Genomic DNA, 23,919 nt, shown 5'->3' with positions numbered 1-23,919 from the left:
CCCTGCCCGGACGACAAGGTGAACCGAGCCTTCGTGGCAGACATGCCAAACGAGCTGTGGGTTTCGGATTTCACCTATGTCTCCACCTGGCAGGGTAGGCCAGCACCGCCTCCGGCCCGCCGAAGGGAGGCTTGGCGTAGACCACCCATTCGGATTTGCGGAACGGGCTCAGCCAGGTGGCAAAAGCTGCATTGTCCGCGAGCCTCGCCATATCTCCGAAGAAAGTGAGCTGATCTGCGCGGTGCAAATCCATCAGCCCTTCCAGAAACAGGCGTCGAAACAGCCGTGACAGCACCCGCACATGCAGGAAGAACCCTGGTTTGCAGGCGACCCACCTGGCGCCGTCTGGCGACAGGCCACCGCCGGGGACGATCATGTGGATGTGCGGGTGGTGTGTCAGCGCCGATCCCCAGGTATGAAGGACGCTGGTCATACCCACCCGCGCGCCCATGCGCTTGGCGTCGGCCGCGATGGTCATGACGGTCTCTGCCGACGCCTTGAACAGCAGGCCATAGATCGCCTTCTTGTTCCAATAGGCGATCTGCGCGATCTCGGCCGGCATCGTGAAGACGACGTGGAAGTATTCCACCGGCAGCAGGTCCTCGGCCCGTGCCTCCATCCAGTCGCGCGCCGCCGGTCCCTGACACTTCGGGCAGTGCCGGTTTTTGCAGCTGTTATACGCGACATGCTGGTGGCCGCACTTTGTGCATCCCGCCACATGCCCGCCGAACGCCTCGGTCCGGCAGGCCTCGATGGCCGACATGACCTTGAGCTGGGAGAGGCTAACATGCCCGGCATTGGCCCGCCGCCACGTGGAACCATGGGCGCGAAAGATGTCAGCGATCTCCAACTTCGGCCGGGGCACCCCGGCGTCCGGTCACTCCAGACTTCGCTTCACCGTCTGATCCTGCAACCTGGCCAGCATCTCGTAGGGACTGACGGTATCCCGGATCGTCTTGGTTGCCACGTGGGTGTATCGGGCGGTCGTCGTCAGCTTGGCATGCCCGAGCAGCACCTGGATCACGCGCACATCGGTATTGGCCTCCAGCAGGTGCGTGGCGAAGCTATGGCGCAACGTGTGCAAGGTGGCGGGCTTCCTGACGCCGGCCATGTGCTTGGCCGAGGTGAAGGCCCGGTTCAGCTGGCGCGGTGAGATCGGGTTGATCCTGGGCTTGCCGGGAAACAGCCAGCCTTCGGGACGTGCTTCGCGCCACCAAGCACGCAGCAACTCCAGCAATCCGGGCGACAGCATGACCTTGCGGTCCTTCTGGCCCTTGCCCTGCTCGACATGGATCAGCATCCGGTCGCTGTCGATGTCGCCGATCTTGAGATTGCAGACCTCGGCGGCCCTGAGCCCTGCGCCGTAGGAGATGCTGAGCGCCGCCCGATACTTGAGCCCGGGCCCCGGCGCCGCCATCAGGATGTCGGACACCTCCTCGACGCTGAAGACTACCGGCAGCTTGCGCGGTTCGGTGCGAAACTGCATGTAGCGCTTCATCTCCTCCCGCCCGCAGGTCATGCCGAAAAAGAACCGAAGCGCCACGATGCGCGTGTTGAAAGTCGACGGCGTGACCCCGGTATCCGTCATGTGAAGCTGATAGGCGCGCAGATCCTCCGGCGTCGCCCTATCGGGTGACCGCCCGAGAAAGGCCGCGAAATCTTTGATGGCCCGGATGTGGGACTTCTGCGCCTTGTCGCCCATCCCGCGGATGCGCATGTCCTCGATCATCCGCTGGCGTAGCGGGCTTACGCTCTCCTCTGTCATGGAAGCCTCCTGTCTGATGATTGAGAAGGCCCCAATCGTCAGGCAGGATCGTCCATTCCCAAATGCACAAGAGTCAGATCAGCGCGCAACGCCCGCCACACGCGCCATTGCCGCGCGAGCGGCTTCGTCCAAGGGCCGAGGGTGCGTCAAAACTCGGTGGCGGGATCTGTTTGAGGGTGGCTTACCGAGCTGCCCGACGTGGAGTTGTCAGGTCTCCCTTTTTCGCGGTCGTCGGCCTGATGGGCCTCTCCAGACGCATCGCTGCGCCTGAAGCGGGACATCTGGGCCCCGATCAGGCCGGGATAGCCTGCATCAGAGTCGGGATGCCGATCAGAGAGGCCAGCTGCCATCGCCTCATCAGCGACATCCACGCAGACCGCAGCGACTGAGATGCCCGTATTCTGCGCCTCGCCCCCTCACCTAAAATTCCTTGTCCTGACCCGGATCGTGTCGAGATGCAGATCGCGGATGAACATGTCTCGGGGCTTGGGGTGGCGGGCGTCGGGGGCGGGGCTGGCGTTGTGGAATTCGTCGCCCCGGCCATGCGGCGGGGGGAAGGCGCCGCGGTTGCCGACGCTGGCGAGGGCGCCTGACAGGTCGGTCAGGCGATGGACGACAAAATGCACAACCTCGCCCTCGCGCTGGATTATGCCGCGTGCGGCGATCATGCTGGCCGCGAGGATGATGCGGCGGTTCGCCTCGAAGACCCTGGGCCAGACCACGAGATTGGCGATGCCGGTTTCGTCTTCCAGCGTGATGAACATGGTGCCCTTGGCCGATCCGGGGCGCTGGCGCACCAGCACCAGGCCCGCGACCTCGGCCCAGCGGCGGTTGGGCAGCGCCATGGCGTCAGCGCACGTCAGGATGCGGCGCCGCGTCAGATCCTCGCGCAGGAAGGCCAGCGGATGGCGGCGCAGCGAGAGGCCGGTGCGGCTGTAATCCTCGACCACCTCGCGGCCTGCACGCATCGGGCGCAGCGGGACGGTGGGCTCGTTGCCTTCAAGCGCGGAGAACAGCGGCAGGTCGCTGTCGGGCAGCCCCTTGACCGCCCAGACCGCCTGCCGCCGTGACAGGCCGAAAGCGTAGAGCCCGTCCGCCTCGGCGATGCGGATCAGGGCGGGTTTGGGCACCTCGGCGCGGCGCCAGAGATCCTCGACCGAGGCAAAGGGGGCCGCGCGGGCGATGACCTGCGCATGGGCCTCGGCCAGCCCTTTCACCATGCGCAAGCCGAGGCGGACGGCAAAACGCCCGTCAACCGGTTCCAGCGTGCAATCCCACTCCGAGGCGTTCACGCAGACCGGGCGCACCTCGACGCCATGCGCCTGCGCATCGCGCACGATCTGCGCGGGAGCGTAAAAGCCCATCGGCTGGCTGTTCAAAAGCGCCGTGCAAAACGCATCCGGGTGCCAGCACTTGAGCCAGGCCGAGGCATAGGCGACCAGGGCAAAGCTGGCGGCATGGCTTTCGGGGAAGCCGTAGCTGCCAAAGCCTTCCAGCTGCCGGAACGTCCGCTCGGCAAAGTCGCGCGGATAGCCGCGCGCCGCCATACCGTCGATCAGCTTGTCGCGAAAGGCGCTGACGCCGCCAGTGAACTTGAAGGTCGCCATGGATTTGCGCAGCATGTCGGCCTCGCCCGGGGTGAAGCCCGCGCATTCGATGGCGACGCGCATGGCCTGTTCCTGGAACAGCGGCACGCCCAGCGTCTTGCCCAGCACCTTTTCCAGCTCTGGCCGGGGGTATTCCACTGGCTCCAGCCCGGCGCGGCGGCGCAGATAGGGATGCACCATGTCACCCTGGATCGGACCGGGGCGAACGATGGCAACCTGGATGACCAGATCGTAATAGGTGCGCGGTTGCAGGCGCGGCAGCATCGCCATCTGGGCCCGGCTCTCGATCTGGAAGGTGCCCAGCGTGTCGGCCTTGCGGATCATCGCATAGGTGCGCGGGTCCTCGGCCGGGATGCTGGCAAGGTCATAATGCGCGCCCTTGTGCGCGGCCACCAGCGCCAGCCCCTTGGCCATGCAGGTCAACATGCCAAGCGCCAGAATGTCGACCTTCATGAACTTCAGCGCGTCGATGTCATCCTTGTCCCATTCGATGATCTGACGATCCTGCATTGCGGCGGGCTCTATCGGCACCAGATCATCCAGCCGGTCATGGGTCAGCACGAAGCCGCCCGGATGCTGCGACAGATGCCGCGGCGCGCCCATCAACTGCCGGGCCAGATCAAGGGTCAGGCGCAGGCGGCGATCAGCGGGGTTCAGGTTCAGCTCGGCCAGTTGCGCATCGGTGACGCCCTCGTCGGACCAGGCCCAGATCAGCGAGGAGAGCGCGGTGATCAGATCCTCGGGCAGGCCCATGGCCTTACCGACATCGCGCAGAGCCCCCTTGGCGCGATAGCGGATGACGGTGGCGGTCAGCGCAGCATGATCGCGGCCATAGGTCCTGTAAATCCACTGGATCACCTCTTCGCGGCGCTCATGTTCAAAATCGACGTCGATATCGGGCGGCTCGCGGCGTTCCGCGCTGACGAAACGCTCGAACAGCAGGTCATTGCGGCCCGGATCGATGGCGGTGATGCCCAGAACATAGCAGACGGCCGAGTTGGCCGCCGAGCCGCGCCCTTGGCACAGGATATTCTGCGACCGGGCATAGCGGACGATGCTGTGCACGGTCAGGAAATAGGGCGCGTAATGCAGCCGACCGATCAGGGTCAGTTCATGGTGCAGCGCCTGTGTCACCTCGGGCGGGATGCCCTCGGGATAACGCGTGGCAGCGCCCGCCCATGTTAGCCTCACCAGTCTTGCAGGACGCACGAGATGGAAAAACCAATCGGTCGATACGCGCGTAATTCCGAAGATTACACTGGCCCGAGCGAGGTCGCCAATGTGCTTGGAGCGGGCGTAGCGCACACCATCTGGGCCAGCGAACTCTCTTCGCGCAAACAGGCCGGACATCTGATAGCAAGCGATTTGGTTAGAAGTCTGCTGCAATCCTGACAAGAGAGGGGCCGTCCACATCTGCAACCTGTATAATCTGACCACGAATCAGCAGGCGATCCGCGACATCGCCGGCGCGACGTCCGACAGCCTCGGCAATCTTGAACCTTCGCTCGATGTCTATCCCGACCGCCCGGCACCGGTTGTCCGCAATACCGGCAGCGGTCGCGAGCTGGCGCGGCTCACCTGGGGCATGCCGACGCCGACGCAATTCCTGAAGGCGCCGGATGCGCCGGACAGCGGCGTGACGAACATCCGCAACACCGCCAGTCCGCATTGGCGGCGCTGGCTGGGGGTCGCGCATCGCTGCGTGGTGCCGGCGACGGCCTTCTCGGAATACGGCCAGCGGCCCGATCCAGTGACCAGGCGCAAACCGCTGCATTGGTTCGCGCTGGACCAGACGCGGCCGCTGTTCTTCTTTGCCGGGATCTGGACGCCGTGGCAGGGCACACGGGGCTCAGCAAAGACGCCCCGCACCGGCGATCACCAGCTCTTCGCCTTCCTGACCTGCGCACCGAACAGCGTGGTCGGGCGCATCCATCCCAAGGCCATGCCGGTGATCCTGACCTCGGCGGCCGAGATCGAGACCTGGCTGGGTGCCGACTGGTCCGAAGCCCGCCACCTGCAGCGCCCGCTGGAGGATGATGAGCTGATCGAGGTGGAGTGATGCCGCTGCGGTGGCGCGCGGGCGGGCTACTTGCCCGCCGTCAGGTCCAGCCACTGCATAAGGGCGCGACGGATCATCTCGGGGCGGGTAGGCAGATCGGATTCGATGCGGCGGCGATCGTCGATGGCTTCGATCAGTTCGCGAGGGAGACGAAGGTTGATCGCCTCACTATCTACCGACGGACGCCCTCTCTTATTTTTTTCCAACGCGCCACATCCGGTCTTGATTTTTGGTTTTTTAGTATCATATAATCGGGCATGGTCAAGGGTTGCCGCCCTCGACCTGCCCTAATCAGGTCAACCTTAGCGGAGATCGACCATGACTGTTTACCAATCTATTCCTTCTGCTGGCGTTCTGGAAGCCTTTGCTCCGGGCTTCACGCATACCTCGGTGACGCGGCGCTTTGGCGTGATGCAGCGGGCGCTTGGGGCGTGGATCGAGGCTGAGAGGGATCTGGAGCATTCCGGCAGCTGGGATCCGGCCTGCGATCACTGGCTGCGCGATGCAGAGGCCGCACGGGCGGCGGTCGGGGCGGCGCTGGATGCGCTCTGCGATACGCCCGCCGAACGGCTGGAGGACCGGCCGCTGTTGCGGATTGCGCGGTTGACCCGGGCGCTGGCGCTCAGCGAGGATGGCGCGGAATTCGCCCAGCTCTATGCGCGCTTGGCGACATCCGGAGCGCTGCTGCGCTGTCCGGGGCGGCATCCGCTGGCACTGCGGGTGAACCTGATGCTGTCCGAGGCGCGGCGCGCGCTGGCGCAGCTGGCCGCCCTGCCCGACCATGCACAGATCATCGAAGGTAATTGCGTCGAGATCGTGCCCGAGGATCTTGCGATCGCTGAGACCGCTTGCACTGTGGCTTCCGACGCGTATCCGCCGGTCATGCAGGCCGCGCCCGGCGTGTAGCGCCCAACCTGCGGCATCCTGAACACGCGCGGCCCGGACAAGAGTTCGGCCCGCCGGGTTCTGCTCTGCACAGCAATGACGCGGCGGATTCTTCGCGCACTGCCTTGATGTGCACCGCGCCGCCACACTGCCACCCTTCCCAGGTTCCCCGCCCGGACTGCGATCTCCGCAGCCCCGCGCCTTCCACGCATCCCGCGCCACGGGAGGATCTCTCATGCCTTCAACCTACGACACGCCCGTCTTCCCCGGCCCGGTCCATGCGCATTGGCAGGCAACCGCCGCCTCGAAGGGCTTTGACCTCATCGCCCGCATCCGCGACCGCTATCATCTGCAATTGCGCTGCCAGACCTGCAGCGGCAGTTTCACCGCCAAACTGTTCACGCTGATGCGCCACCAGCCGCTCTGCCCGCATTGCCTGGCCGCCCGGCGCAGCGCGGTGGCCAATGCAGCGGGCATCACCTTCCTTGGCCCCGATCCGGACCGGCGCGGCTATGGCCGGTTCCGCGCACCCTGCGGCCATGTTCTGGCGCGCCAGTTCGAGCTGATCGACCGTATCGCCAAGGGCGCGACCGGGCTGCGCTGCGAGACATGCCATAACGCCCGCGAAGCCGCCGAGGCGCGGCGCTTTGGCTGGGAACGGCTCGGGTATTGCCCCTCGGGGCGGCCGAACTACCGGCTCTATCGCCATCACTGCGGGCATGTGCAGCGGATTGCGCAGGCCAATATGCTCTGGGGCCAATGCGATTGCGCCGGCTGCGGCCAAGGCTGGAACGCCAAGCCGAGCTTTCTTTATCTCCTCCGCATCGTCCTGCCCGCGGGCGCGAACCGACCCACCCGACATTACCTCAAGCTGGGCTACAGCGCCCATCCGGTCAAGCGCCACCGCCATCAGCTGGGCCTGGCAAGAGATGCACAGGTCGAGCTGATGCGGGTGTTGGCGATGGCGTCGGGCCATCTTGCCTGCAGGGCGGAACAGGCCGCGCATCGCCGCCTGACCAGCGCCCATCCCGAGGCCGTGGTGCCCGCAACGGAGCTTGCCGGCGCGATGAATGTGGTGCGCGAGATCTATCGCCCGATGCTGCTGCCAATGATCGAGGCCGAACTCGACCGCATCGCGGCTGAGGCCGACAGAACCTCCGGCTGACACCCTCGCCCCTTTCATATCATTCCTCCCGCGCCACCCTGCGGCGCGGCCCGTCCTCTCATGCCGAGGCACCGCCCATGACCCAGCACCAGCCCGTCCCGCAGCCCGCCCCGAAGAAAGCCGCTCGCCCCGCCCAACCCGGCTGGACCTATCTCGCCCATAAGCTCCTGCAGCGGTTGCAGGATCACGAGGATCTGCCTGAATCCGACGCGGATGCCAGTGACGACGATCCCACCCGCATGCCAAATCCCACGCCCCCGGCCCTGACCAGCCGGACGCTGCTGACGGGCCTGCGCCTTGCCGCCAGCTTCGGCAGCCAGGCCGCCGTCAATGCCGCGATCACGCCAAACGCCATCACGCTGCTGCGCGGCGTCACCGCCGAAGACTGGCCCGCGCTGCACTACATCCTGCCCTGCCTTCTGCCCGCAATCTGGCAAATCCGCGAACAAAAACCCCTGGACAGCTTTCCGACCCGGCGCCTGCCGCCGCGCTGCCTGCGGCTGATCCCCATCGGCAGCGGGGATCGCCCTGCCGACCTGACGCGCCTGCTGATGATCGGCTTTGATAGCGCCGCACCCTTGCTGATCGTGCTGGCGGGCGGCGCCCTGCCCGAGCCCCGGCTGCAGGACCGCATGCAGATCATCGACTTCGCCCCCGTCGACGCGGAGGTCCTGCAGGCGCTGCTGGCCCGCACCCATCCGGCGGGTAAATCCCGCGACATCGCCGCGCTGCATATCGCCATGAACCGCTTTCACCCCGGCATGGCGGACCTGCTGATCGCGCTCCGCGGCGCCACGGTAGCCGAGGTCGCCCGCAATCTGTCCGCCCTGCGCGCGGCCGAGAATCTGGCCCAGCATGACCAGCCCAACCTCGACGCCATCACCGGCGACAGCCCGGCGCTGAGCGCCGCCCGCGCCATGGTCGCCGATCTGCAGCTCTGGCGCGCGGGCGAGCTGGGTTGGAACGAGTTGACCCGGACCGCGCTGTTTCACGGCCCGCCCGGAACCGGCAAAAGCTGGCTCGCCCAAGCCATGGCGCGATCTGCGGGCTTTGCCGCCGTCCCGGCCAGTTTCGGCGAATGGCAGGCCGCGGGCCATCTGGGCGATATGCTGAAGGCCATGCGCGAGAGTTTTGCCGAGGCCCGCCGCCGCGCCCCCGCCATGCTGATCCTCGACGAGCTCGACGCCGTCGGCACCCGCACGGATCGCGGCCCGCATCAGAACTATCGCGTCATGGTGGTGAATGCGTTTCTGGCGCTGATGGATGGCATCGCGCGTGACGAGGGGGTGGTCGTGGTCGCGACCTGCAACCACCCCGAGCTGATCGATCCGGCCGTGCTGCGCCCGGGCCGGTTCGACCTGCGTCTTGCCGTGCCGCTGCCCGATGCCGCCGCGCTGGCGGGCGTGCTGCGCCGTCATCTGACCCTGCCGGAGCCCGAGATCCGCGCGCTGGCGCATCAGGCCGTCGGCCACAGCATGGCCGATCTCGACGCCGGGCTGCGCAACTTGCGCGGAGTGGCCCGCCGCGCCGGACGCCAGATCACACCCGAGGACCTGCGCGCGGCTTTTGGCGCCGATGATGACCCCGCGATGACGCGGTGCATCGCCATCCATGAATGCGGCCATGCGCTGGTGACGGCGGCGCTTGGCCATGGCCAGATCCAGCACATCGCGCTGGACCGCGCCGGCGGCCAGACCCGCATCCGCCGCGCCCCGCGCGCAGGCCTGATCGACGATCACACCGATCTGCTGGCCGAACTCATGGCCGGCCGCGCCGCCGAACGGCTGATCTTCGGCGAGGTCACCTCGGGCGCCGGAGGCCCCGAGGATTCCGATCTGGCGCTGGCCACTCGCGTCGCGCTGGCCATCGAAACCCGCTTCGGCCTCGGCGCCGAGGGCCCGCTCTGGCTCGGCGAGACCACCGACTGGCTGCACGACAAGGCCATGCGCCACCGCCTGCGCGCCCGCATCGAGGCCGCCGAGGCCCAGGCCCTGCAGATCCTCACCCCGTATCACGCCCTGCTCAAGGACATGGCCCAAACCCTCGCCACCCGCCGCGAACTCTCCGGCCAAGACGCCGCAAAATGGCTCGATCAGGTCAGGAAGGATGGTGCGGATCTGGCCGCAGCGCCCGAGCCCGAAAGCGCGCCATCATCGCCTGACACTCCTCAGCCTCCGGCCTGCCGAACAGGCTGAGAAGCGCCGAACGCGACAACCCGCCCGGACCGATCAAAGCACCAGAACACTTCTCTTCTTCCACGTCATCCCACCCCGCAATCGCGAGGCACTCCATGCCCGACCCCCGAACCCAAACCCCGCGCGGCATCTTCATCACCGCCCTCGCCGACTGGCAGCGCGCCTGGATCTCCCACGCCCATCACGACCGCCGCGCCGCAACCGCAGGCTTCACCACCCCGACCGGCCAAGCCCACCTCGCCGCCATGACCGACCTCGCCACCCGCATCACCGCCATCGAGACCCAAATCGCCCAGACCCCGGCAAACAACCGCGCCGAGCTTCGAATCAAGATCACAATCCTCTCCCTCGATGGTGAGATCAGAGAGGAATTCCAAAGCAGCATTCTGGAAGATGCCATGCGGATGATCGCGGAGGCAGAAGCGTGAGGGCGATCACAATTCAGGTAGATCCAGCCAGACGTGCGATCGGGGCGCTGCACTTTGATGTTGGCCCCGGAGCCTTCGGACCCGCAATGATGGCACGAGTAATTCGCCGCCGCTCTACCACCGGCGAAGTCGATGCGAACTAGTTCAACAGTTCTCTCAGGTTCGATATCAGCCCCGACCGCATGTCCTCTGTGGTGAAACCGAATACCTCGGCGAGCCGAACGGCGGTCCCTTGGACATCTCGCGGAAGCACCGTTCCGCGCGGAGTTTCCACGAACGGACCATCCGTCTCAGTCAGCAATCTATCAAGAGGCAACGAGGCGACCAACTTCCGATTCCTTTCAGTTCGCAGCATCTCGGCATTGATCGAGGAATAGCACCCCATTTCGACGGCCCGCCGTGTCTCGGCCTGGGTTCCTGTGAACCAGTGCAAGACTGCCTTTGATGTATCAATGAACCTGGTGGCCTCGAGCGCCGCGAGCACCTTGGCGACGCTGCGGACGCTGTGAAGCGATGCCACCTTGCGCCCCTGCTCGGCACTGGCTCGCAGCATCCGATCAAGGACCTGCTCTTGCTCCTGCAGACTTCGGTAGAACCTTGGTCCAGCGTCGAGGCCGATCTCTCCGATGTATCGGGCCTCCGGCAAGTAGCGCTCGAAGAGTGCCACCTCTGCACTCCGTTCCGCGACGAGCTGTGGATGAAGACCAAGAGCAACCCGCACCAGCCGAGACAGAGCCGTCATCTCCCTGTTCCGTGGCCATGCCTTCGGAGTGGTCGTCACCGCCAATGTCGCGATATACGCTTGGTCACACTGCCGGATGATGGACGCATGATCGGGGTAGAGATCGAGATGGCAGTGGAAATTGACCCAGCGCGGCCCCGTCACTTTTGTCATAACGGCCGCGCTCGGACCCCACGTAGCAGCGCCGCAACCTCTGCGATGCCCGTGCGATAGACCTTCTCGTAATCAGCAAACTGATCGGGGTGATCGATCAGCGGGCCCGGTAGGTGGATGTCAAGATGTGCCTTCGCGGGGTGCTTACGAAGGCGAGTGATGGCACGCTGGAATGATCGGACATGGATTCCTTCCGCCTCGCTGCTATCCAGATCGCGCGCCTTCAGATCCGGGATTGAGTAGTCGGTCGAGTCATTCCCGAGGCCTGCGAGCATAGAAGCCCGGCGAATGAGGCACGGGACGCAGTATCCGCAATGCTTGGGCGCTTCGCCCTGCCAACGCGCCTTACCCATGTCCAGATGTTATTGTAGAAACACTAAAACATGAGTGCTCGCCAATGACCGATAGCTGAGCGAGCAGGCGCCATTGCCGCGCGAGCGGCTTCGTCCATTGGGCTTTCACGTCGATAGCAAGGTAGAGATTTCAAGACCGATCATGCATTCTGCGATCGCGCGTCCGCGCGATCCGCGTTCACAGGGAAGTCTACGTCGGAACGGATGCGTTCGACCGGCCTCAAACGAAGCTGCTGAATAAGTCTCTGAGTAGCGAGGTCTGGCGAACTCCCGTCAGATCACTTCCTTCGGTTTACAGACGTTTTCACTGGGTTCTTGGCGGAATCTTGCAGGATCCCCTCTTCGATCAGACGCTCCAGAAACTCCGAGATCGTTTGCTCCATGGCCCCGGCTTCCAGATAACCCGCGAGATTGCCGCCGGTGGTCAAGCAGCGCGCGCCAATCGCTGGGATCTCGTGCCATACTAGGTATTCCCAGTCCTCACTCGTGTCGGTATGGACAATTTCGCCCGGTGTCTTGCCCTTTCCGTCCCGACCGATGACCTGGTAGAGGCTGACGTAAATCATGGTTTCGGTCTCTTCGACGGGCGGCATTTTGAGCGGATCCGGGCCGCTGAAGGAAGGTGTCGTTTCGATCTCGTTATTGAAGCCGCTGTCGGTGAAGAACTTGACCATGATGAACCACTCGCCAATGTCAAGCTTCTGCCCGATCGGCACGCCATCCTGGGTCAGGAAGTTCAATGAGCTATAGTAAGGTAGGAAGTCCCAGCACCATTTCGTCCACGGCGTAGTCCTGCCCTGCGGCGGCCGAGCGTATTCAGCGGGCTCCCAATAGGCGAAGTGTAATTCGGGGAACCCGGCCTCGATCTGGCGCAGGAGGAAGAAGAGCCTTTGCTGATAGGCGGCTACGATACGGTAGGCGTGTCGGACATCTGCGAGGGCCGAGGCGAGATCAGTTGGCTGAGACGGGAGCGCGGCATTCATGCTTTCTGGGCCTCCATGGCCGTTTTGTTCATCTTCATCAGGATGTGGGTAAGACCCGGATTGATCGGGCGTTGTGCGATGAGCCTCTCCAGCTGCAGCGGTTCGACGATATGATGATATCCATAGAGGTCCAGAGCCTTGCGCATATCCTTGATGATGCGTTCTTCATGCCCGCTGCCGGGGAGATGAAGGGCGATAGCGCGAGCGAGATCAGCCCAGTCGACCAGGACTAGATCCACATCGGCAACAAGACCCTCTATGGCCTCCACGGCCGCGGCTAACTCGGATTTGAACTGCTGTCGGCGATGCGGCGCCGGCAGCCCGCCGATTGCCATGACGATCAACTGATCGGGCAGGTCGATTACGCCAGAGGACACCGCCTGATACCATGCATGAAGCTCGACCCTAAGCTGCCCGGCCGATTGGTCGCCGTCGTGCTTGGCCTCGACGATTATCTGGACCGACCGGCCGGGGTCGCCGAGCTCGATCCTGATGAATACATCGGGTTCGACGCCACGGACGCGATCATCGGCATCCCAGAATGGCCAGAACTCCATCTCAGCGAGGTCTGCCATGCGATAGGCCGTCAGCTGCCCGCCTGCTGCAACCGCCAGGAGGCTCCAGGCGGTTAGCGCCGGCAGGTAGGACAGTCGCTCGAAAATCGTCGAAGTTACGAGATCCTCGCTGCCGCGGAAGAGGTCCCGCCAGCGGATGCTCTGTTCATCGGCCGCGTTCAGTCGGCCGGACTTGCTGTTGAGGATAGCATTGAGCAAGCGGGGCTCTCCTTTCTTAGAAAAAATAGCCGGACAGGGCATTCCGGGCACGGGAGTAGACCACGCACAGATTCTTAGTCGGAATTACTTCGTCTCAATCATCGATAAGGTTGATGTTATCTGCAATGGCATTGTGTCGTCGGCCTGCGCAGAGATCCGCGCGATCGGACGGGCCTTTGTCCGCGCCGTTCAATGCGCGTTCAACCAGAGAAGGCACCGGATGATCGGGAAAGCCCTCGCCGTAGTGCTGAATCATCGACATATATCGGAGCCCCAGCTGGGACAGCTTGCAGATCTGATGACCGTCAGCCCGGTCTTTCAGAATAAGCCCTCCTGACTTTGGCTCGATCGTCACGCCATAGTCGTCAAAAGCCGAAATCAGTTCTGCCCAGGACCGGCTATCAGCGAAGGCGCGCCGTGCGAATTCCGCAAGGGGCTCGATATCCTGTGGCGAATGAACCGCGCCCGTTTGCGGTGGTGTCGGATTTGCGCCCTCGGATGGGGAGATCAGCGGAGGCGCAGGTGCCTGGCAAGAATCTGAAACTCCGTCGTCGACCATCGCAGCGCCTTGGGAGACGAACACCAGTTCCGGCAAGACCGTTTCCCAGACGTCACGGCGGAGATATTCGGCGTATTTCTCATCACCATCGGATTTGCGCCAGCGGACAACGGCCCCAACCCTGCCTGACAAAAAGACATATCCTTGCGGATGTTGCCACGCTTTGGACATGCGACCGACGACAGAGCCCGTCTGATCAATGAACACCCAATGAGGGGCCCGGAACTCGAGTTGCAGAGGATCCCCGACCTTGCAGCGCCTGATCGCCTCATGAACCTCGTGCCTGTCGCCTTGCCGCCCCGCAAAGGAAAGGTCGGAAAGCTTCAAGTCCGGCAATTGGTAGATGTGCGGCACGGGCATCGCGGCGGGTCTCAAAGGGTGCAGTTCGCGTCGAAGAAGCGCGGGGCAACTGCCTTTCAAAAGCGCATGCTCGCCCGTGGTCATGACGGCCAGGCTTTTCTGTGCGCGCGTCATCGCAACGTAAAACAACCGGCGTGGCGCGTCCGGATCTTCGTTTTTCGACAGCACATTCCAGCCGCCGTTCAGAATGACCACATGGTCGAATTCGAGCCCCTTCGCCCGGTGCGCCGTCAACAAAAGAAGCCCGCGTTGTTCGCCGCGCGTATCGCGGGACCATTCGGCCAGCCACTCTATGATGTCAGACACCGGCATGGTCTTTGCCTTCAGTTCCCGCGCCAGTTCGGCCACGCCCTCGGCCAGAAGGTCGACCCATTTGTTACCCTCCTGTTCGTTCAGGATGGTAAGGATGTCATCTATGCCAAGCAGCGCGCCCTGGCGCTTGCGCAGCCCCGAGACCAGCACCTGCGTTTCGCGCAGGCGCCAGATGTTCGGCATGTCCTGATTGGCCATCTCGACTTTCAGCCCCAGGCCTTCGGCATAGGATCGGACAGGGCCAAGTTTCTTCCAATCGCGGGAAATGATCGCGGTGCGCGCCCATGACCAGTCGGGATCCAGTCTGGAAAGGCGCATCAACTCTTCAATCGCCGCAATCGCCTGCTCCAGATCGCCGCCTTGGGTGTCCAGCAGCTGAACCCTTCCCTAGGCCACGCTGTCCAGCCCGGTCAGCACACCGCCAGCGGGCAGCCCACGCCTGGCCGCGTTGATCCGTATCTCGTGGTCGGCCTTCATCCGGTCCTGCGCTGCGGCAATCACCGAATTGGCGGCCTCGATGATATGATTGGTCGAGCGGTAATTCTCGACCAGAAAGGCCGGGCGCGCCTTGTAGTCTTCCTCGAATTTGCGAATGAACGCGATGGAGGCGCCGTTGAAGGCGTAAATGTTCTGGTCGTCATCGCCGACGGCAAAGAGGCTGAGTTTCAGGTCGTTATCATCAAGCGAGCGACCTGCAACTGCGGCAATGAGCTTGTATTGCGCGGGGCCGATATCCTGATATTCATCCACAAGGATCCAGCGATAGCCCTGTATCAGCGTATCGCGCTGCGCCTCGGCCTCGGATTTCGAGAGCCCTTCGCCCTCCAGCTGACGGACGGCCTCCAGCACAATATCATCGGAATCTTCGGTATCCGCATTCTGGCCCGCAAAGCTGGCTCCGACCAGCTCCATCGCAAGAGCGTGGCAGGTCGAGACTGTCACGCCGATGGCGTCATCCCCGACCAAAGCCCTGAGCCGCACGCGGATTTCGGCAGCGGCGTGGCGGTTATAGGCCAGCACGAGGATGCCGCGCGGAGCCTCCCGCTTTATCCGCAGCAGGTAGGCGATCCGATGGACAAGAACCCGCGTCTTGCCTGATCCCGGACCGGCCAGAACCAGAACATTCGTGCGGTCCCGGTCATCGGTCACGATGTCTTGCTGAACCTTGTTGCCAAGCTGCTCGACAATCGCGCTCCAGGATGCGCCGGTGGTCTGGCGCCGGACCTCACGCCCCATGCCCGGCATCCATCGCTTCATGACCTGCTCTTTGTTCAGAAGGAAGTAGTCCTCGGACAGGCGGGCCGCATCCGTCATCGTTCGCAGCCCGGTTTCCGCATAGGCCGCCATGACATGGGTTTGCAGGGTCTGTTCGGTGTAATGCTCCTCGAGAGGTGCGAAATCGCTCTGGGTGAACTGCCCGCCGGCCGGATCGACGAAAACGGTCATGGCAGAGCGGAAGACTGTCAGCCCCTTGCCAAGCGTGACCACGCCCTGTTCGTGCAGCCACATCAGGGCGCGTTCCATAAGCTTTGTCATATCACGCACGCCGCCGGACCTGAGGAATGCATCCTGCGTCAGTTGCGCAAGCAGATCGCCCACCGTTGTCTCGACCTGCAGATCCTTGCCGCGCACGCCCTTGTCGAGCCGACCGGTCAGGTGGCTAAGCAACAGCTCCGCCGCGAGCCAGCGAAGCCTTGCCGTCTCGAGAACCGTGGCCCACGGCCTAGTCAGCGTGATCATCAGCGTGTTGCGGCTGACCGCACGCAACGAGATATTGCCCCGGCCTCCGTCCTGGCTTCTGCCGTCCTGCGCGATACCGCGCACCAGCCTGTCGACAGTGTCGGGGCGGACATCTGTGTGGCCCTTATCGCGCAGACGCTGGCAGCTTTCGGCCAGGTTCAGGGGCACGGGCGTCCGGTCATCAAGATCGGGGGCCAGCTCCTGCATAAATGTGATCAGGTCGGCTTCAAGCGCGGAAGCCTCTGTCAGACGCTGCGCCGAGGCGCGGGGAACGCCCACATGGACAAAGACCGTCATCGCCACATCATTGCGCGCGATCCCGAGATTTTCCAGCGTGACCATAGCCTTGGGCAAGGCACCGGGGGACAAGCCCGCCACACCGCACAGCTCGTCCGTGGTGACGCCTTCGTCCGGTGCGGCCGAGATAAGGTGGTCAACAATCGCCAAAAGTTGCTTGCGCGCAGCTGCCGTCAGATCCGCGCTGGCAAGCCGCTCTTTCGCTTCATCAACCGATCTGACCCGCAGCGAAGACGGGAAGACCTGAACGCGGTTCTCTTCCCGCGACAGCAGATGCGCCTCTTTAAGCCAGGACACGGCGGTTTTGACCCGCGTATCATCGGTCGCACTGTCGCGCTCGAATTCCTGATCCTTTTCCGAGCGCATGATTTCGCCGGTGGTGGCCACGACCTTGCCGGTTTTCTTTGTGCGTTCGTCGATCCGCCGCAGCGCCTTCAGGATGGCGCCGATCTCATGGCGGGCCAGCCGCGAACTGGCCGAAAGCCGGAACTGGCGCTCAACGTCATCGGCGGCGAACAGCAGAACGCAATGCGCGTCCTCTCTGTCGCGGCCCGCGCGCCCCGCCTCTTGCAGGTAGTTTTCGAGGGATCCGGGAATATCGGCATGGACGACCAGTCGGATATCGGGCTTGTCGATCCCCATGCCAAAGGCGTTGGTAGCAGCGATCACCCGCAACTCGCCGACCCTGAAGCGTTCCTGAACCGCCTGCTTGTCGTCGGCACCGAGGCCCGCGTGGAAGTGTTCGGCATCAAGCCCCTGCGATTTCAGGAACTCGGCCACGCGCTCGGTTTCCTTGCGGGACGCACAGTAAACAACTGCACCCGACCGCCCCTCGGAGGGCAGGAACTCCTCGATGACGGACAGCACATCGGTGAGTTTGCTGTTCCGGGTCGTGGGCCGGACATCGAAGGCGAGGTTTGTCCGCGAAGCGCCGCCGTCGAGGGGCAAAAGCTTAATCCCCGCCCTTGACTGGAAATGCTCGACGATATCCGCCACCACCTCGGGCTTGGCTGTCGCCGTCAGGCAGATGACCGGCGCAGGTGCCTGATCACCGGAGAATTCCTTGATGAAGCGGCCCAGATATCTGTAATCCGGCCGGAAATCATGCCCCCATTTCGATACGCAATGCGCCTCGTCGATCGCCCACAGCCCTACCTCACGCTGCGCCAGCACATTTCTGATCGAGGTGCTGCGGAGCTGTTCCGGCGAGATGATCAAAATCCCGGCATCGCCGAGCCGGACCTTGTCGAGGGCGCTTTGCCGTTCCGGCATCGACATCATGCCGTTGATCGTGACCGAGCAGGAAATGCCTGACCGTTCCATCCCCTGAACCTGATCCGCCATCAGCGCAACCAGCGGAGAAATGACGACGGTCAATGCTCCGATCTTGTCGAACCGCGACAGCGCGGGAACCTGATAACACAGCGATTTTCCGGTCCCGGTGGGCAGGATGCCAAGAACGCTGTTCCCGGACATCGCCTCGTCGACGATACGCTCCTGCAAGGGGCGGCCGTCGGGATCGACAGGCTGGGGTCGGAAGGCGAGAAAACCGAACCATTTCTCCAGCGCACGAACGGGGTCATTCTGCTCGGCGCACCAGGCACAACCCGGATCTTTGCAGGACGTGTCGCGCAGGTGCCTGACAATCAGCGATGCCTCGCGAAACTGCGCACGGACCCAAGGCGGCATGACGGAGTCGCCCCCCGCAACGGTGATCCAGGACAGCGCATAGGCCATGGGCCAGCCGTTCCGTGGGCTGCTCAGGCGGCCAAGCGTCTGCTCGATACGTTTTTCGCAGGCCCGACCCTCTAGCATGCGACTGACGGCGGCGCTCGCCTCATCAAAGCCCGGGGAGTCTTTCCCGCGCAAATAGCCGAAAACGGCATCAAAACCGCCCGCATTCTCCATCCGGGTGGTGAGGTAGTGATAGGCAGTCAAGGCGTCCGGCGCGTCCGAACCGAGCTTACCCAGGGCATCAAGCTGATTCGCCAGAACCTCGAACACCAGACGCGCATCCAGTTCCGGATCGTTCACATGTCCCGTCGCAAGGCGGCCATCATGGTAATGTTTGACCAGGTGGTGATACGGGTTGCGCGGAAATGCAAGCGGGTTCAGCCATAGCGTGTCGATCGGGGCTGTCATGATGCGCCCAAGCCTTGGTCTTGCTGCAACGAGATGTTCCAGATCGTGGCTCAGGAAATTATGCCCGATGGGGTGCGCGACATCGCCAATCTGCGCTTCAAGCGCGTCGAGGAATTGTTCCGTCGGACGCCCCGCACATTTCAACGCCGGACGATCATCGTGATGAACCGCCGCTATCGCAAAAACCTTCGCTTCACCCGGATTGACCTCGAGATCAATCGACAAACACCGCGATAAAATTTGTTCGTGACGAATTTCCATTCGCACATAGTTACTCATGGGATCGGGCTTGTCGAAGCCCTTTCATTATCAAGGGCGTAAGAATGTTTAGCCTGTCTCCGCGCCGCTTGCCAAGCCTGACCTGCTGCCGGTTTAGTAGACGGCAGGTTGCCAGCCGTGCCAGGAGCGCGTCTCGTTGTGATCGAGGCCAAGCTCGTTCTTCGCGGTCTCGAAACTGTCCTCGATTGCCCATCGGTGGCCGTTTTGTTCATTTTCATCAGGATGCGGGCAAGACCCGGATCGACCGGGCGTTGTGCCGGACGCATCGTGGGCTGGCTAGTCAGCACCTCGGCGCGTGCGGGCTTCGTTCTCGATGCCGTGGAACAGGCGGTGCATGATCGCCGCCCCGGAAAGCCATTGGGCCTAAGGGTTTCGATCCTGACGGCGGAAAATCTTGGTCCCTAATGCTACACAACGTTCCAATATGTTGGTAAACAGCAGGGAGCATATGAATGGCCTCGTGTTGATCCGAGTTTTATGGTGTGAGATTGCTTAACTATGTGGGTTCTTGAAGATAATGAAATCGAGGCGCTAGGCGCTGCTCAGAAACGCAACCTGCGTGAGACGGTCATCAATCATGCGCAGGACAAGCTGCGATTCCCACCTGGTGTCGATCCAACCCAAACGCGTGGCATGTTAACGCAATCCTATGACGCGGCTGAGATTTTTTTACGGCGTTATCCAGATGCGACCTATCGCAGTTACGTCTTTCTCACTCTCATTCATATCATGCTTGGGCCCGAGGTCATGTCATCTCCCGAACCTTGGAAGTGGCTGAACAACGACCGGATCGACATCGATTGCCGCATTAACCTGGCCTATCGCATCGCCAAAGATGCCGCGAACGGAGCAACCTAATGCCTTGGTGGTTTATTCCCGTCGTCGTTGGTGGAGGCGGAGGTGGTGGGGCCGCAGCGGGCACTGCCGGTGGCGGAATTACGTTAGGCAGCGTCCTCTTTTGGGGATCGGCTGTGGTGGCCGGCGTAGCGGTTGGGGTTGCCATTAATATCGCCGACGACTGGCTCGAGAAGCCAGCCGAAGAAGCGGAAGTCGAAGGAATCCTGACACGGGCCGGTGACCAATCAAAACGCGATGCACAAGCGGTTAGAAACTGTGCCACTTGTGTCTGGTGTCAGGTCACCATTCATGCTCAGGGAATTTTGGTCGGTGGGCGCGGCGGCTCGACGTTAACGCTCGGTCCTTACTTCGTTAACGGTCGTTTCGTTACAACAAGAGAGGGGATCATCCTGCTCAGCGGGACGCATGCTCTTTTGAAGGATAAACTTGGACGCCGCGACTTTCGAGCAATCGAATCCATGGGAGTTTTCGCCAGAACAGCACAGTTCATCAACAGCCGTCCTCCCCACGGGCTACCGCCAGGTGAACACCGCACCCAAACATCAAACGCAGCGTCAACACAGTTCCGCTATGACATAAACGTCGTTGGCACAATCGAAGCCTTCAAGGGATGATGCAATGAACGGAACTCTTCAGTCCCTCCTCAAATCCTATCAACAAGAGCCAGGCTTCCCATTCATAGATTGGACAACCAATCACCATTCATTCTTTCGACTGATCAACTTCTGGGACGAAGTTTTCCAGATATCGGCAGGCGAAAAGATCACAGATTACGTCGCCGCGCAAAAAGTGACGCAAGATTCATTCTCACCAATCCTGTTCGTTCGCAACGCTAACGAAACCAAGAAGATTCGTATTTGGCATGGGCTCACTACCGATGGCCAACCGGACGTCGCATTTTTCTGGAGTCGCTATCCCGACATGAACCGCCCAGATCCAGGGGGGCGGAGTTATTCCACGACGTTAGAAAACGTTTACATGTTAGAAATCGCCTGCGATTTCGACATAAATCGCTTACAGGCCAGTGCAGCTATGATACATGACTTCATTCACTCCAATACAGGCACCGCCACAGCCCAGGCAGTCCTGGAACAAAAATTTGAAGACCAATTTCGTCCCTACTTCCCTGTTCCGGAAGTGTTTTTTGACGATGATGACTAAGCATTCGAACAAATTCTAATAACAGCCGAACGCCCCGGCCGAGCAACGATCATACTGTCTATTCCTGCCGTGAACCTAAGAAATTTCTCCGACCCAAGACTTGAAACATAATCTGTTAGATAAGCAGGATCATAGAAGCGTAGATAGTGCCATCGTCCCTGTCGATCTACAGCTCGTGTGAACTTTCTAAAATGTCTCTGAAGAGAAATTAGATCCAATGCAGATCTAAGAAAGATACCTGCCTGATTATCCCAAAGATGCCATGCGGCTTGCCCGCGCGTAAATAAGCGGCGCGTAAGCACATCGCTTTCATCAAGGGCAACCAACCAAGGGGCCACGTGCCCCCAGTCATCATAAGCAGCCCCCTTGAATAAGCACTCATGGCGGGCCGTGCCCTGCGCCAAAATTTCCGGCAAATTGGGGATGCGAGCTGCATCGAGAATAGCGTAAGTCGCCAAATTTTTATCGGCATCCACTTGCCCAAAAATGGCAGGACGAAGAAACGGCGGGACGGATAATTTTGAAGTAACACAAATTTGCGCATCTAATGGCGCGACACTTCCCAACTCCTCTATCTGCATAAACGGCAAGGCCGCAAGTGCATCCTTCGATGGGCCGTTCGAACGTTCCGGCACAGCCCACGGATCATCATTAATTGGTACAATCATACGCTCACGACCTTAATGTCACTCGAAATGTTGCTAGGACATCAGCCTGATGTTCTCTCAACCTTATCCAATACAGACTAGCTTCCTTTCATGAGCTTTACCCATCGTTTCCGATTGGGCAACGGGTATAGAGCCGATTTTCTGATGCAATATGCACATAATGGCGATCTCAACCGCACCGGGTTTGCCGGAGGCTGATTTCAGTTAGTTGCGCGGCCATGACTTCAGTTTCCCTTGCCGCCTAGGTGTTCAGTCCCGGCATCTGGTGGATCGGATTTAGGATGAATCTGTCTGGCTCGGATGTCCAGATCTTGCAGATGTATTCATACGGTGTGAGCCCGCCGAGGGTCTTGAGCCGGCGGGCGAAGTTGTAGGCTGCCATGAAGTCTGACAGGTGGGTGCGGAGCTGGTCGTGATCGTCGTAATGGAAGCGTTTGACGGTCGCGTCCTTGATCGTGCGGTTCATTCGCTCGACCTGGCCGTTGGTCCACGGGTGGTTGGGCTTTGTGAGGCGATGTTCGATCCCGTTGGCCTCACAGATCATGTCGAAACGCATGGGCCGAGAATAAACGGTGTTGCGGTTCCGAGGCTGCTCGGCGAACTGAATGCCGTTGTCGGTGAGAATGGTGTGGACCTGATAGGGCACTGCTTCGAGCATGTGCTGCAGGAACTCCCAGGCCGTCTTCCTGTCTGCCTTGTCGACGAGCTGGGTCACGGCAAATTTGCTCGTGCGGTCAATGCCGACGAACAGAAACAGCTTGCCCTCAGCAGTCTGCACCTCGGCGATGTCGATGTGAAAGAAGCCGATGGGGTAGCGCTTGAACTTCTGGCGCTTCGGCTTGTCGCCCTCCACGTCAGGCAGCCGAGAAATGCCGTGGCGCTGCAGACACCGATGGAGCGCTGAGCGTGTCAGGTGCGGGATGGATGGCTGCAGGGCATAGAGGCAGTCGTCCAGCGGCAGCAGCGTGTGCCGCCGGAAAGCGACGATGGTCGCCTCTTCGGCCTCGGTCAAGATCGTCGAGCGCGGTTCTCTCGGCCCGGTCTTGAGGTCCTCGACCGTCTGACGCTTGCGCCATTTAGCAACGGTCTTCGGGTTGATCCCAAGATCCCGGCTCAACGTCGCGAGCGAAGCTTGCGATCGTTGTATTGCAGCTCTGACGGCGTGCGTGGTCGTGGCGCTTCCGTGACGAACCTGGCCCATAATGCTTCCTTCCATTCCTGAGAAAGGATCGCACCATCAAAACTCGCGCGCCGTCGTGATGCCAAGCGCGCGATGGTTGGGCTGGCCCGCCGCATCGCCGTGATCCTGCACCGGATGTGGAAGGATGACACCGACTTCCGTTTTGACATTCCCGTGCTTCATGCCGGCTGAAGACACAGATTCCAGACTGCTGCCCGACTGATCGCGGGCCTTTGACGTCCCCACGGGACGCGGTTCCGGTGATGCCGTGCTCAGGACTGATGCCGATCCTATCGAGCACGCCAATGAGATGGGCACATCGGAATTGCATTGAACCAGCATCATGTTGGCAGCCACAGCGCTGACCACGGACCGAAGCATGCACCCGGGTCGATCTCAGGCAAAGGCCGCCGAACAGGGAAGCAAACCACTTTGTCAAAGCACAAGGCCGCGCGCCCCGGCGGCACATCCCGTATGCGCAAAACCGCTTGACTGGGACGACCCCGTTACCGAAGTCCTGAGCCTAGGTAAAGGGGAAATGGCCAGTGATGCTTTTGCCCGGACCCGCGCCAACTTTTATCACTCGGCCACTTCTGACCTGCCCAGACCAGGCCCGGATCAATCGCACGCCCTACTAGCCCGAAAAGATCCGCCCCTCCATGCCAAACGAAAAGGCCCCGGTTCACTGTGCATGGCGCAGGCTTTCACCGCGACGGACCAGCTCCGGATCGTGTCGGCCATCATCGATATCAGTATGCCAGGGGGAGCGGCGGCTTTTCTGGACGCCGTCGAGGATCTGTTCGGAGCGGAAGCGGAACAAGCCGCATCGACACCCGAGACGGCGATCAGGGCGAAGGACATGACGTTCGACGGCGACAAGGTAAGGCTCAAAGCCTGAGCGGGTTTCTGGCGCGGGCGGTCGATATCGCTGTCCGCGCCGGCTACGGCTACGAGACCGCCATCCGCATGTCTCCGCGCCAGCTCACGGCCATCGCGAGAATGCAGCGCTCTGACATGCATCTCAGCCTTTGGACCGCCGCAGCCGGAGCCCGGATGGCTTGGGCCGACAACCGCCACCAACAAGAACGCGCTTTACGACAGCTATATCCGGGCGATCCGCTGGGGCGCTGATCGTCTCGGTGACAGCGGCGTTCTGGCTGTTGCGCAATGTAATCAGCCGCAATTGACCCTCAATGCTGGCGAATTTGCTTTCGAATTCAGATTGTTGAGGCATGTGAGGCACTCGTTGAGGCAG

At 61.9% G+C, this 23,919-nt stretch carries 19 protein-coding genes and 3 pseudogenes; 12 read left to right on the top strand and 10 right to left on the bottom strand.

Features of this window, described 5'->3' with window-relative positions; translation table 11 throughout:
- Nucleotides 1–73: 73 nt before the first annotated feature.
- The 3 genes and pseudogenes from ACFOMH_RS16620 to ACFOMH_RS16610 form a co-directional block, all read right to left on the bottom strand.
- A pseudogene (locus ACFOMH_RS16620) lies at nt 74–865 on the bottom strand (IS91 family transposase); the annotation flags it as partial.
- A gap of 12 nt (nt 866–877) precedes the next feature.
- Complete coding sequence (locus ACFOMH_RS16615; RefSeq protein WP_028720870.1) at nt 878–1,765, bottom strand: tyrosine-type recombinase/integrase; 888 nt, start codon at nt 1,763–1,765, stop codon at nt 878–880.
- Between the two features lie 416 nt (nt 1,766–2,181).
- Nucleotides 2,182–4,563 carry an error-prone DNA polymerase gene (locus tag ACFOMH_RS16610; RefSeq protein WP_377745885.1) on the bottom strand — a complete coding sequence of 794 codons (2,382 nt, stop codon included), beginning with the start codon at nt 4,561–4,563 and terminating at the stop codon, nt 2,182–2,184.
- Between the two features lie 21 nt (nt 4,564–4,584).
- Here ACFOMH_RS16610 and ACFOMH_RS16605 point away from each other — a divergent pair, with 21 nt between their 5' ends.
- Nucleotides 4,585–4,764, top strand: coding sequence for a hypothetical protein (locus ACFOMH_RS16605; RefSeq protein WP_377745884.1), 180 nt, complete (start codon nt 4,585–4,587; stop codon nt 4,762–4,764).
- A complete protein-coding gene (locus ACFOMH_RS16600) occupies nt 4,736–5,431 on the top strand; it encodes an SOS response-associated peptidase (protein WP_377745889.1) in 696 nt (231 codons plus the stop codon). Before ACFOMH_RS16605 ends, ACFOMH_RS16600 begins: the two co-directional genes overlap by 29 nt.
- 26 nt (nt 5,432–5,457) lie before the next feature.
- Here the strand turns inward: ACFOMH_RS16600 and ACFOMH_RS16595 are convergent, their stop codons facing one another.
- Nucleotides 5,458–5,637 carry a ribbon-helix-helix protein, CopG family gene (locus ACFOMH_RS16595; protein ID WP_377745883.1) on the bottom strand — a complete coding sequence of 60 codons (180 nt, stop codon included), beginning with the start codon at nt 5,635–5,637 and terminating at the stop codon, nt 5,458–5,460.
- A 112-nt stretch (nt 5,638–5,749) separates the two neighbouring features.
- Here ACFOMH_RS16595 and ACFOMH_RS16590 point away from each other — a divergent pair, with 112 nt between their 5' ends.
- The 4 genes from ACFOMH_RS16590 to ACFOMH_RS16575 all read left to right on the top strand — a co-directional run bounded on the left by ACFOMH_RS16590 (nt 5,750) and on the right by ACFOMH_RS16575 (nt 10,104).
- A complete protein-coding gene (locus tag ACFOMH_RS16590; RefSeq protein ID WP_377745881.1) occupies nt 5,750–6,337 on the top strand; it encodes a hypothetical protein in 588 nt (195 codons plus the stop codon).
- 214 nt (nt 6,338–6,551) lie between these two features.
- Nucleotides 6,552–7,481 carry a hypothetical protein gene (locus ACFOMH_RS16585; protein ID WP_377745879.1) on the top strand — a complete coding sequence of 310 codons (930 nt, stop codon included), beginning with the start codon at nt 6,552–6,554 and terminating at the stop codon, nt 7,479–7,481.
- A gap of 77 nt (nt 7,482–7,558) precedes the next feature.
- Entirely contained in the window at nt 7,559–9,676 is a 2,118-nt protein-coding gene (locus ACFOMH_RS16580) for an AAA family ATPase (RefSeq protein WP_377745878.1), read from the top strand.
- A gap of 95 nt (nt 9,677–9,771) precedes the next feature.
- Nucleotides 9,772–10,104 carry a hypothetical protein gene (locus ACFOMH_RS16575; protein ID WP_377745876.1) on the top strand — a complete coding sequence of 111 codons (333 nt, stop codon included), beginning with the start codon at nt 9,772–9,774 and terminating at the stop codon, nt 10,102–10,104.
- Nucleotides 10,105–10,243: 139 nt separating this feature from the next.
- On the opposite strand, the gene qatD is transcribed toward ACFOMH_RS16575, so the two are convergent.
- From qatD to ACFOMH_RS16555, 4 genes and pseudogenes are all read right to left on the bottom strand, one after another.
- The gene (qatD, locus tag ACFOMH_RS16570; protein ID WP_377745874.1) at nt 10,244–10,999 is read right to left on the bottom strand and encodes a Qat anti-phage system TatD family nuclease QatD; all 756 of its coding nucleotides are present in this window, start codon (nt 10,997–10,999) and stop codon (nt 10,244–10,246) included.
- Between the two features lie 631 nt (nt 11,000–11,630).
- Nucleotides 11,631–12,335 (bottom strand): hypothetical protein, encoded by a 705-nt coding sequence (locus tag ACFOMH_RS16565; protein ID WP_377745873.1) that lies wholly within the window; start codon nt 12,333–12,335, stop codon nt 11,631–11,633.
- A complete protein-coding gene (locus ACFOMH_RS16560; protein ID WP_377745872.1) occupies nt 12,332–13,108 on the bottom strand; it encodes a hypothetical protein in 777 nt (258 codons plus the stop codon). The genes ACFOMH_RS16565 and ACFOMH_RS16560 overlap by 4 nt, the downstream gene beginning before the upstream one ends.
- Nucleotides 13,109–13,202: 94 nt before the next feature.
- Nucleotides 13,203–18,695: pseudogene (locus ACFOMH_RS16555) on the bottom strand (RecQ family ATP-dependent DNA helicase).
- A 240-nt stretch (nt 18,696–18,935) separates the two neighbouring features.
- On the opposite strand from ACFOMH_RS16555, the gene ACFOMH_RS16550 reads away from it, so the two are divergent.
- The 4 genes from ACFOMH_RS16550 to ACFOMH_RS16535 all read left to right on the top strand — a co-directional run bounded on the left by ACFOMH_RS16550 (nt 18,936) and on the right by ACFOMH_RS16535 (nt 20,816).
- Nucleotides 18,936–19,202 (top strand): hypothetical protein, encoded by a 267-nt coding sequence (locus tag ACFOMH_RS16550; RefSeq protein ID WP_377745891.1) that lies wholly within the window; start codon nt 18,936–18,938, stop codon nt 19,200–19,202.
- A 93-nt stretch (nt 19,203–19,295) separates the two neighbouring features.
- On the top strand, nt 19,296–19,655 hold the full coding sequence (locus tag ACFOMH_RS16545) for a hypothetical protein (RefSeq protein ID WP_377745871.1): 360 nt from the start codon (nt 19,296–19,298) through the stop codon (nt 19,653–19,655).
- Nucleotides 19,655–20,269, top strand: a complete 615-nt coding sequence (locus ACFOMH_RS16540; RefSeq protein WP_377745869.1) for a hypothetical protein — start codon at nt 19,655–19,657, stop codon at nt 20,267–20,269. Before ACFOMH_RS16545 ends, ACFOMH_RS16540 begins: the two co-directional genes overlap by 1 nt.
- A gap of 4 nt (nt 20,270–20,273) precedes the next feature.
- Nucleotides 20,274–20,816, top strand: coding sequence for a hypothetical protein (locus tag ACFOMH_RS16535; RefSeq protein WP_377745868.1), 543 nt, complete (start codon nt 20,274–20,276; stop codon nt 20,814–20,816).
- Here ACFOMH_RS16535 and ACFOMH_RS16530 read toward each other — a convergent pair.
- Both ACFOMH_RS16530 and ACFOMH_RS16525 read right to left on the bottom strand, forming a co-directional pair.
- Nucleotides 20,813–21,484 (bottom strand): DUF4123 domain-containing protein, encoded by a 672-nt coding sequence (locus tag ACFOMH_RS16530; RefSeq protein WP_377745867.1) that lies wholly within the window; start codon nt 21,482–21,484, stop codon nt 20,813–20,815. The genes ACFOMH_RS16535 and ACFOMH_RS16530 overlap by 4 nt on opposite strands.
- Before the next feature lie 241 nt (nt 21,485–21,725).
- Nucleotides 21,726–22,685: an IS481 family transposase gene (locus ACFOMH_RS16525; RefSeq protein WP_181745940.1), complete on the bottom strand. Its 960-nt coding sequence runs from the start codon at nt 22,683–22,685 to the stop codon at nt 21,726–21,728.
- 36 nt (nt 22,686–22,721) lie between these two features.
- On the opposite strand from ACFOMH_RS16525, the pseudogene ACFOMH_RS20585 reads away from it, so the two are divergent.
- Both ACFOMH_RS20585 and ACFOMH_RS16520 read left to right on the top strand, forming a co-directional pair.
- Nucleotides 22,722–22,856 (top strand): annotated as a pseudogene (locus tag ACFOMH_RS20585) (IS110 family transposase); the annotation flags it as partial.
- A gap of 499 nt (nt 22,857–23,355) precedes the next feature.
- A complete protein-coding gene (locus ACFOMH_RS16520; protein ID WP_377745865.1) occupies nt 23,356–23,562 on the top strand; it encodes a hypothetical protein in 207 nt (68 codons plus the stop codon).
- Nucleotides 23,563–23,919: the final 357 nt, after the last annotated feature.

It is taken from the genome of Paracoccus mangrovi (assembly GCF_042648425.1).
GTDB classification, from domain to species: Bacteria; Pseudomonadota; Alphaproteobacteria; order Rhodobacterales; family Rhodobacteraceae; genus Paracoccus; species Paracoccus mangrovi.
The sequence above is the reverse complement of the archived record's forward strand: the minus strand, read 5'-3'. Positions and strand labels throughout refer to the sequence as shown.

What these genes read in the sequence shown, in the direction of transcription:
- ACFOMH_RS16525 (WP_181745940.1), bottom strand. Translation starts at nt 22,685, where the DNA reads ATGGGCCAGGTTCGTCACGGAAGCGCCACGACCACGCACGCCGTCAGA.
- ACFOMH_RS16545 (WP_377745871.1), top strand. Translation starts at nt 19,296, where the DNA reads ATGTGGGTTCTTGAAGATAATGAAATCGAGGCGCTAGGCGCTGCTCAG.
- ACFOMH_RS16585 (WP_377745879.1), top strand. Translation starts at nt 6,552, where the DNA reads ATGCCTTCAACCTACGACACGCCCGTCTTCCCCGGCCCGGTCCATGCG.
- ACFOMH_RS16520 (WP_377745865.1), top strand. Translation starts at nt 23,356, where the DNA reads ATGGCGCAGGCTTTCACCGCGACGGACCAGCTCCGGATCGTGTCGGCC.
- ACFOMH_RS16565 (WP_377745873.1), bottom strand. Translation starts at nt 12,335, where the DNA reads ATGAATGCCGCGCTCCCGTCTCAGCCAACTGATCTCGCCTCGGCCCTC.
- ACFOMH_RS16580 (WP_377745878.1), top strand. Translation starts at nt 7,559, where the DNA reads ATGACCCAGCACCAGCCCGTCCCGCAGCCCGCCCCGAAGAAAGCCGCT.
- ACFOMH_RS16575 (WP_377745876.1), top strand. Translation starts at nt 9,772, where the DNA reads ATGCCCGACCCCCGAACCCAAACCCCGCGCGGCATCTTCATCACCGCC.
- qatD (WP_377745874.1), bottom strand. Translation starts at nt 10,999, where the DNA reads ATGACAAAAGTGACGGGGCCGCGCTGGGTCAATTTCCACTGCCATCTC.
- ACFOMH_RS16615 (WP_028720870.1), bottom strand. Translation starts at nt 1,765, where the DNA reads ATGACAGAGGAGAGCGTAAGCCCGCTACGCCAGCGGATGATCGAGGAC.
- ACFOMH_RS16590 (WP_377745881.1), top strand. Translation starts at nt 5,750, where the DNA reads ATGACTGTTTACCAATCTATTCCTTCTGCTGGCGTTCTGGAAGCCTTT.
- ACFOMH_RS16530 (WP_377745867.1), bottom strand. Translation starts at nt 21,484, where the DNA reads ATGATTGTACCAATTAATGATGATCCGTGGGCTGTGCCGGAACGTTCG.
- ACFOMH_RS16540 (WP_377745869.1), top strand. Translation starts at nt 19,655, where the DNA reads ATGCCTTGGTGGTTTATTCCCGTCGTCGTTGGTGGAGGCGGAGGTGGT.
- ACFOMH_RS16535 (WP_377745868.1), top strand. Translation starts at nt 20,274, where the DNA reads ATGAACGGAACTCTTCAGTCCCTCCTCAAATCCTATCAACAAGAGCCA.
- ACFOMH_RS16605 (WP_377745884.1), top strand. Translation starts at nt 4,585, where the DNA reads ATGGAAAAACCAATCGGTCGATACGCGCGTAATTCCGAAGATTACACT.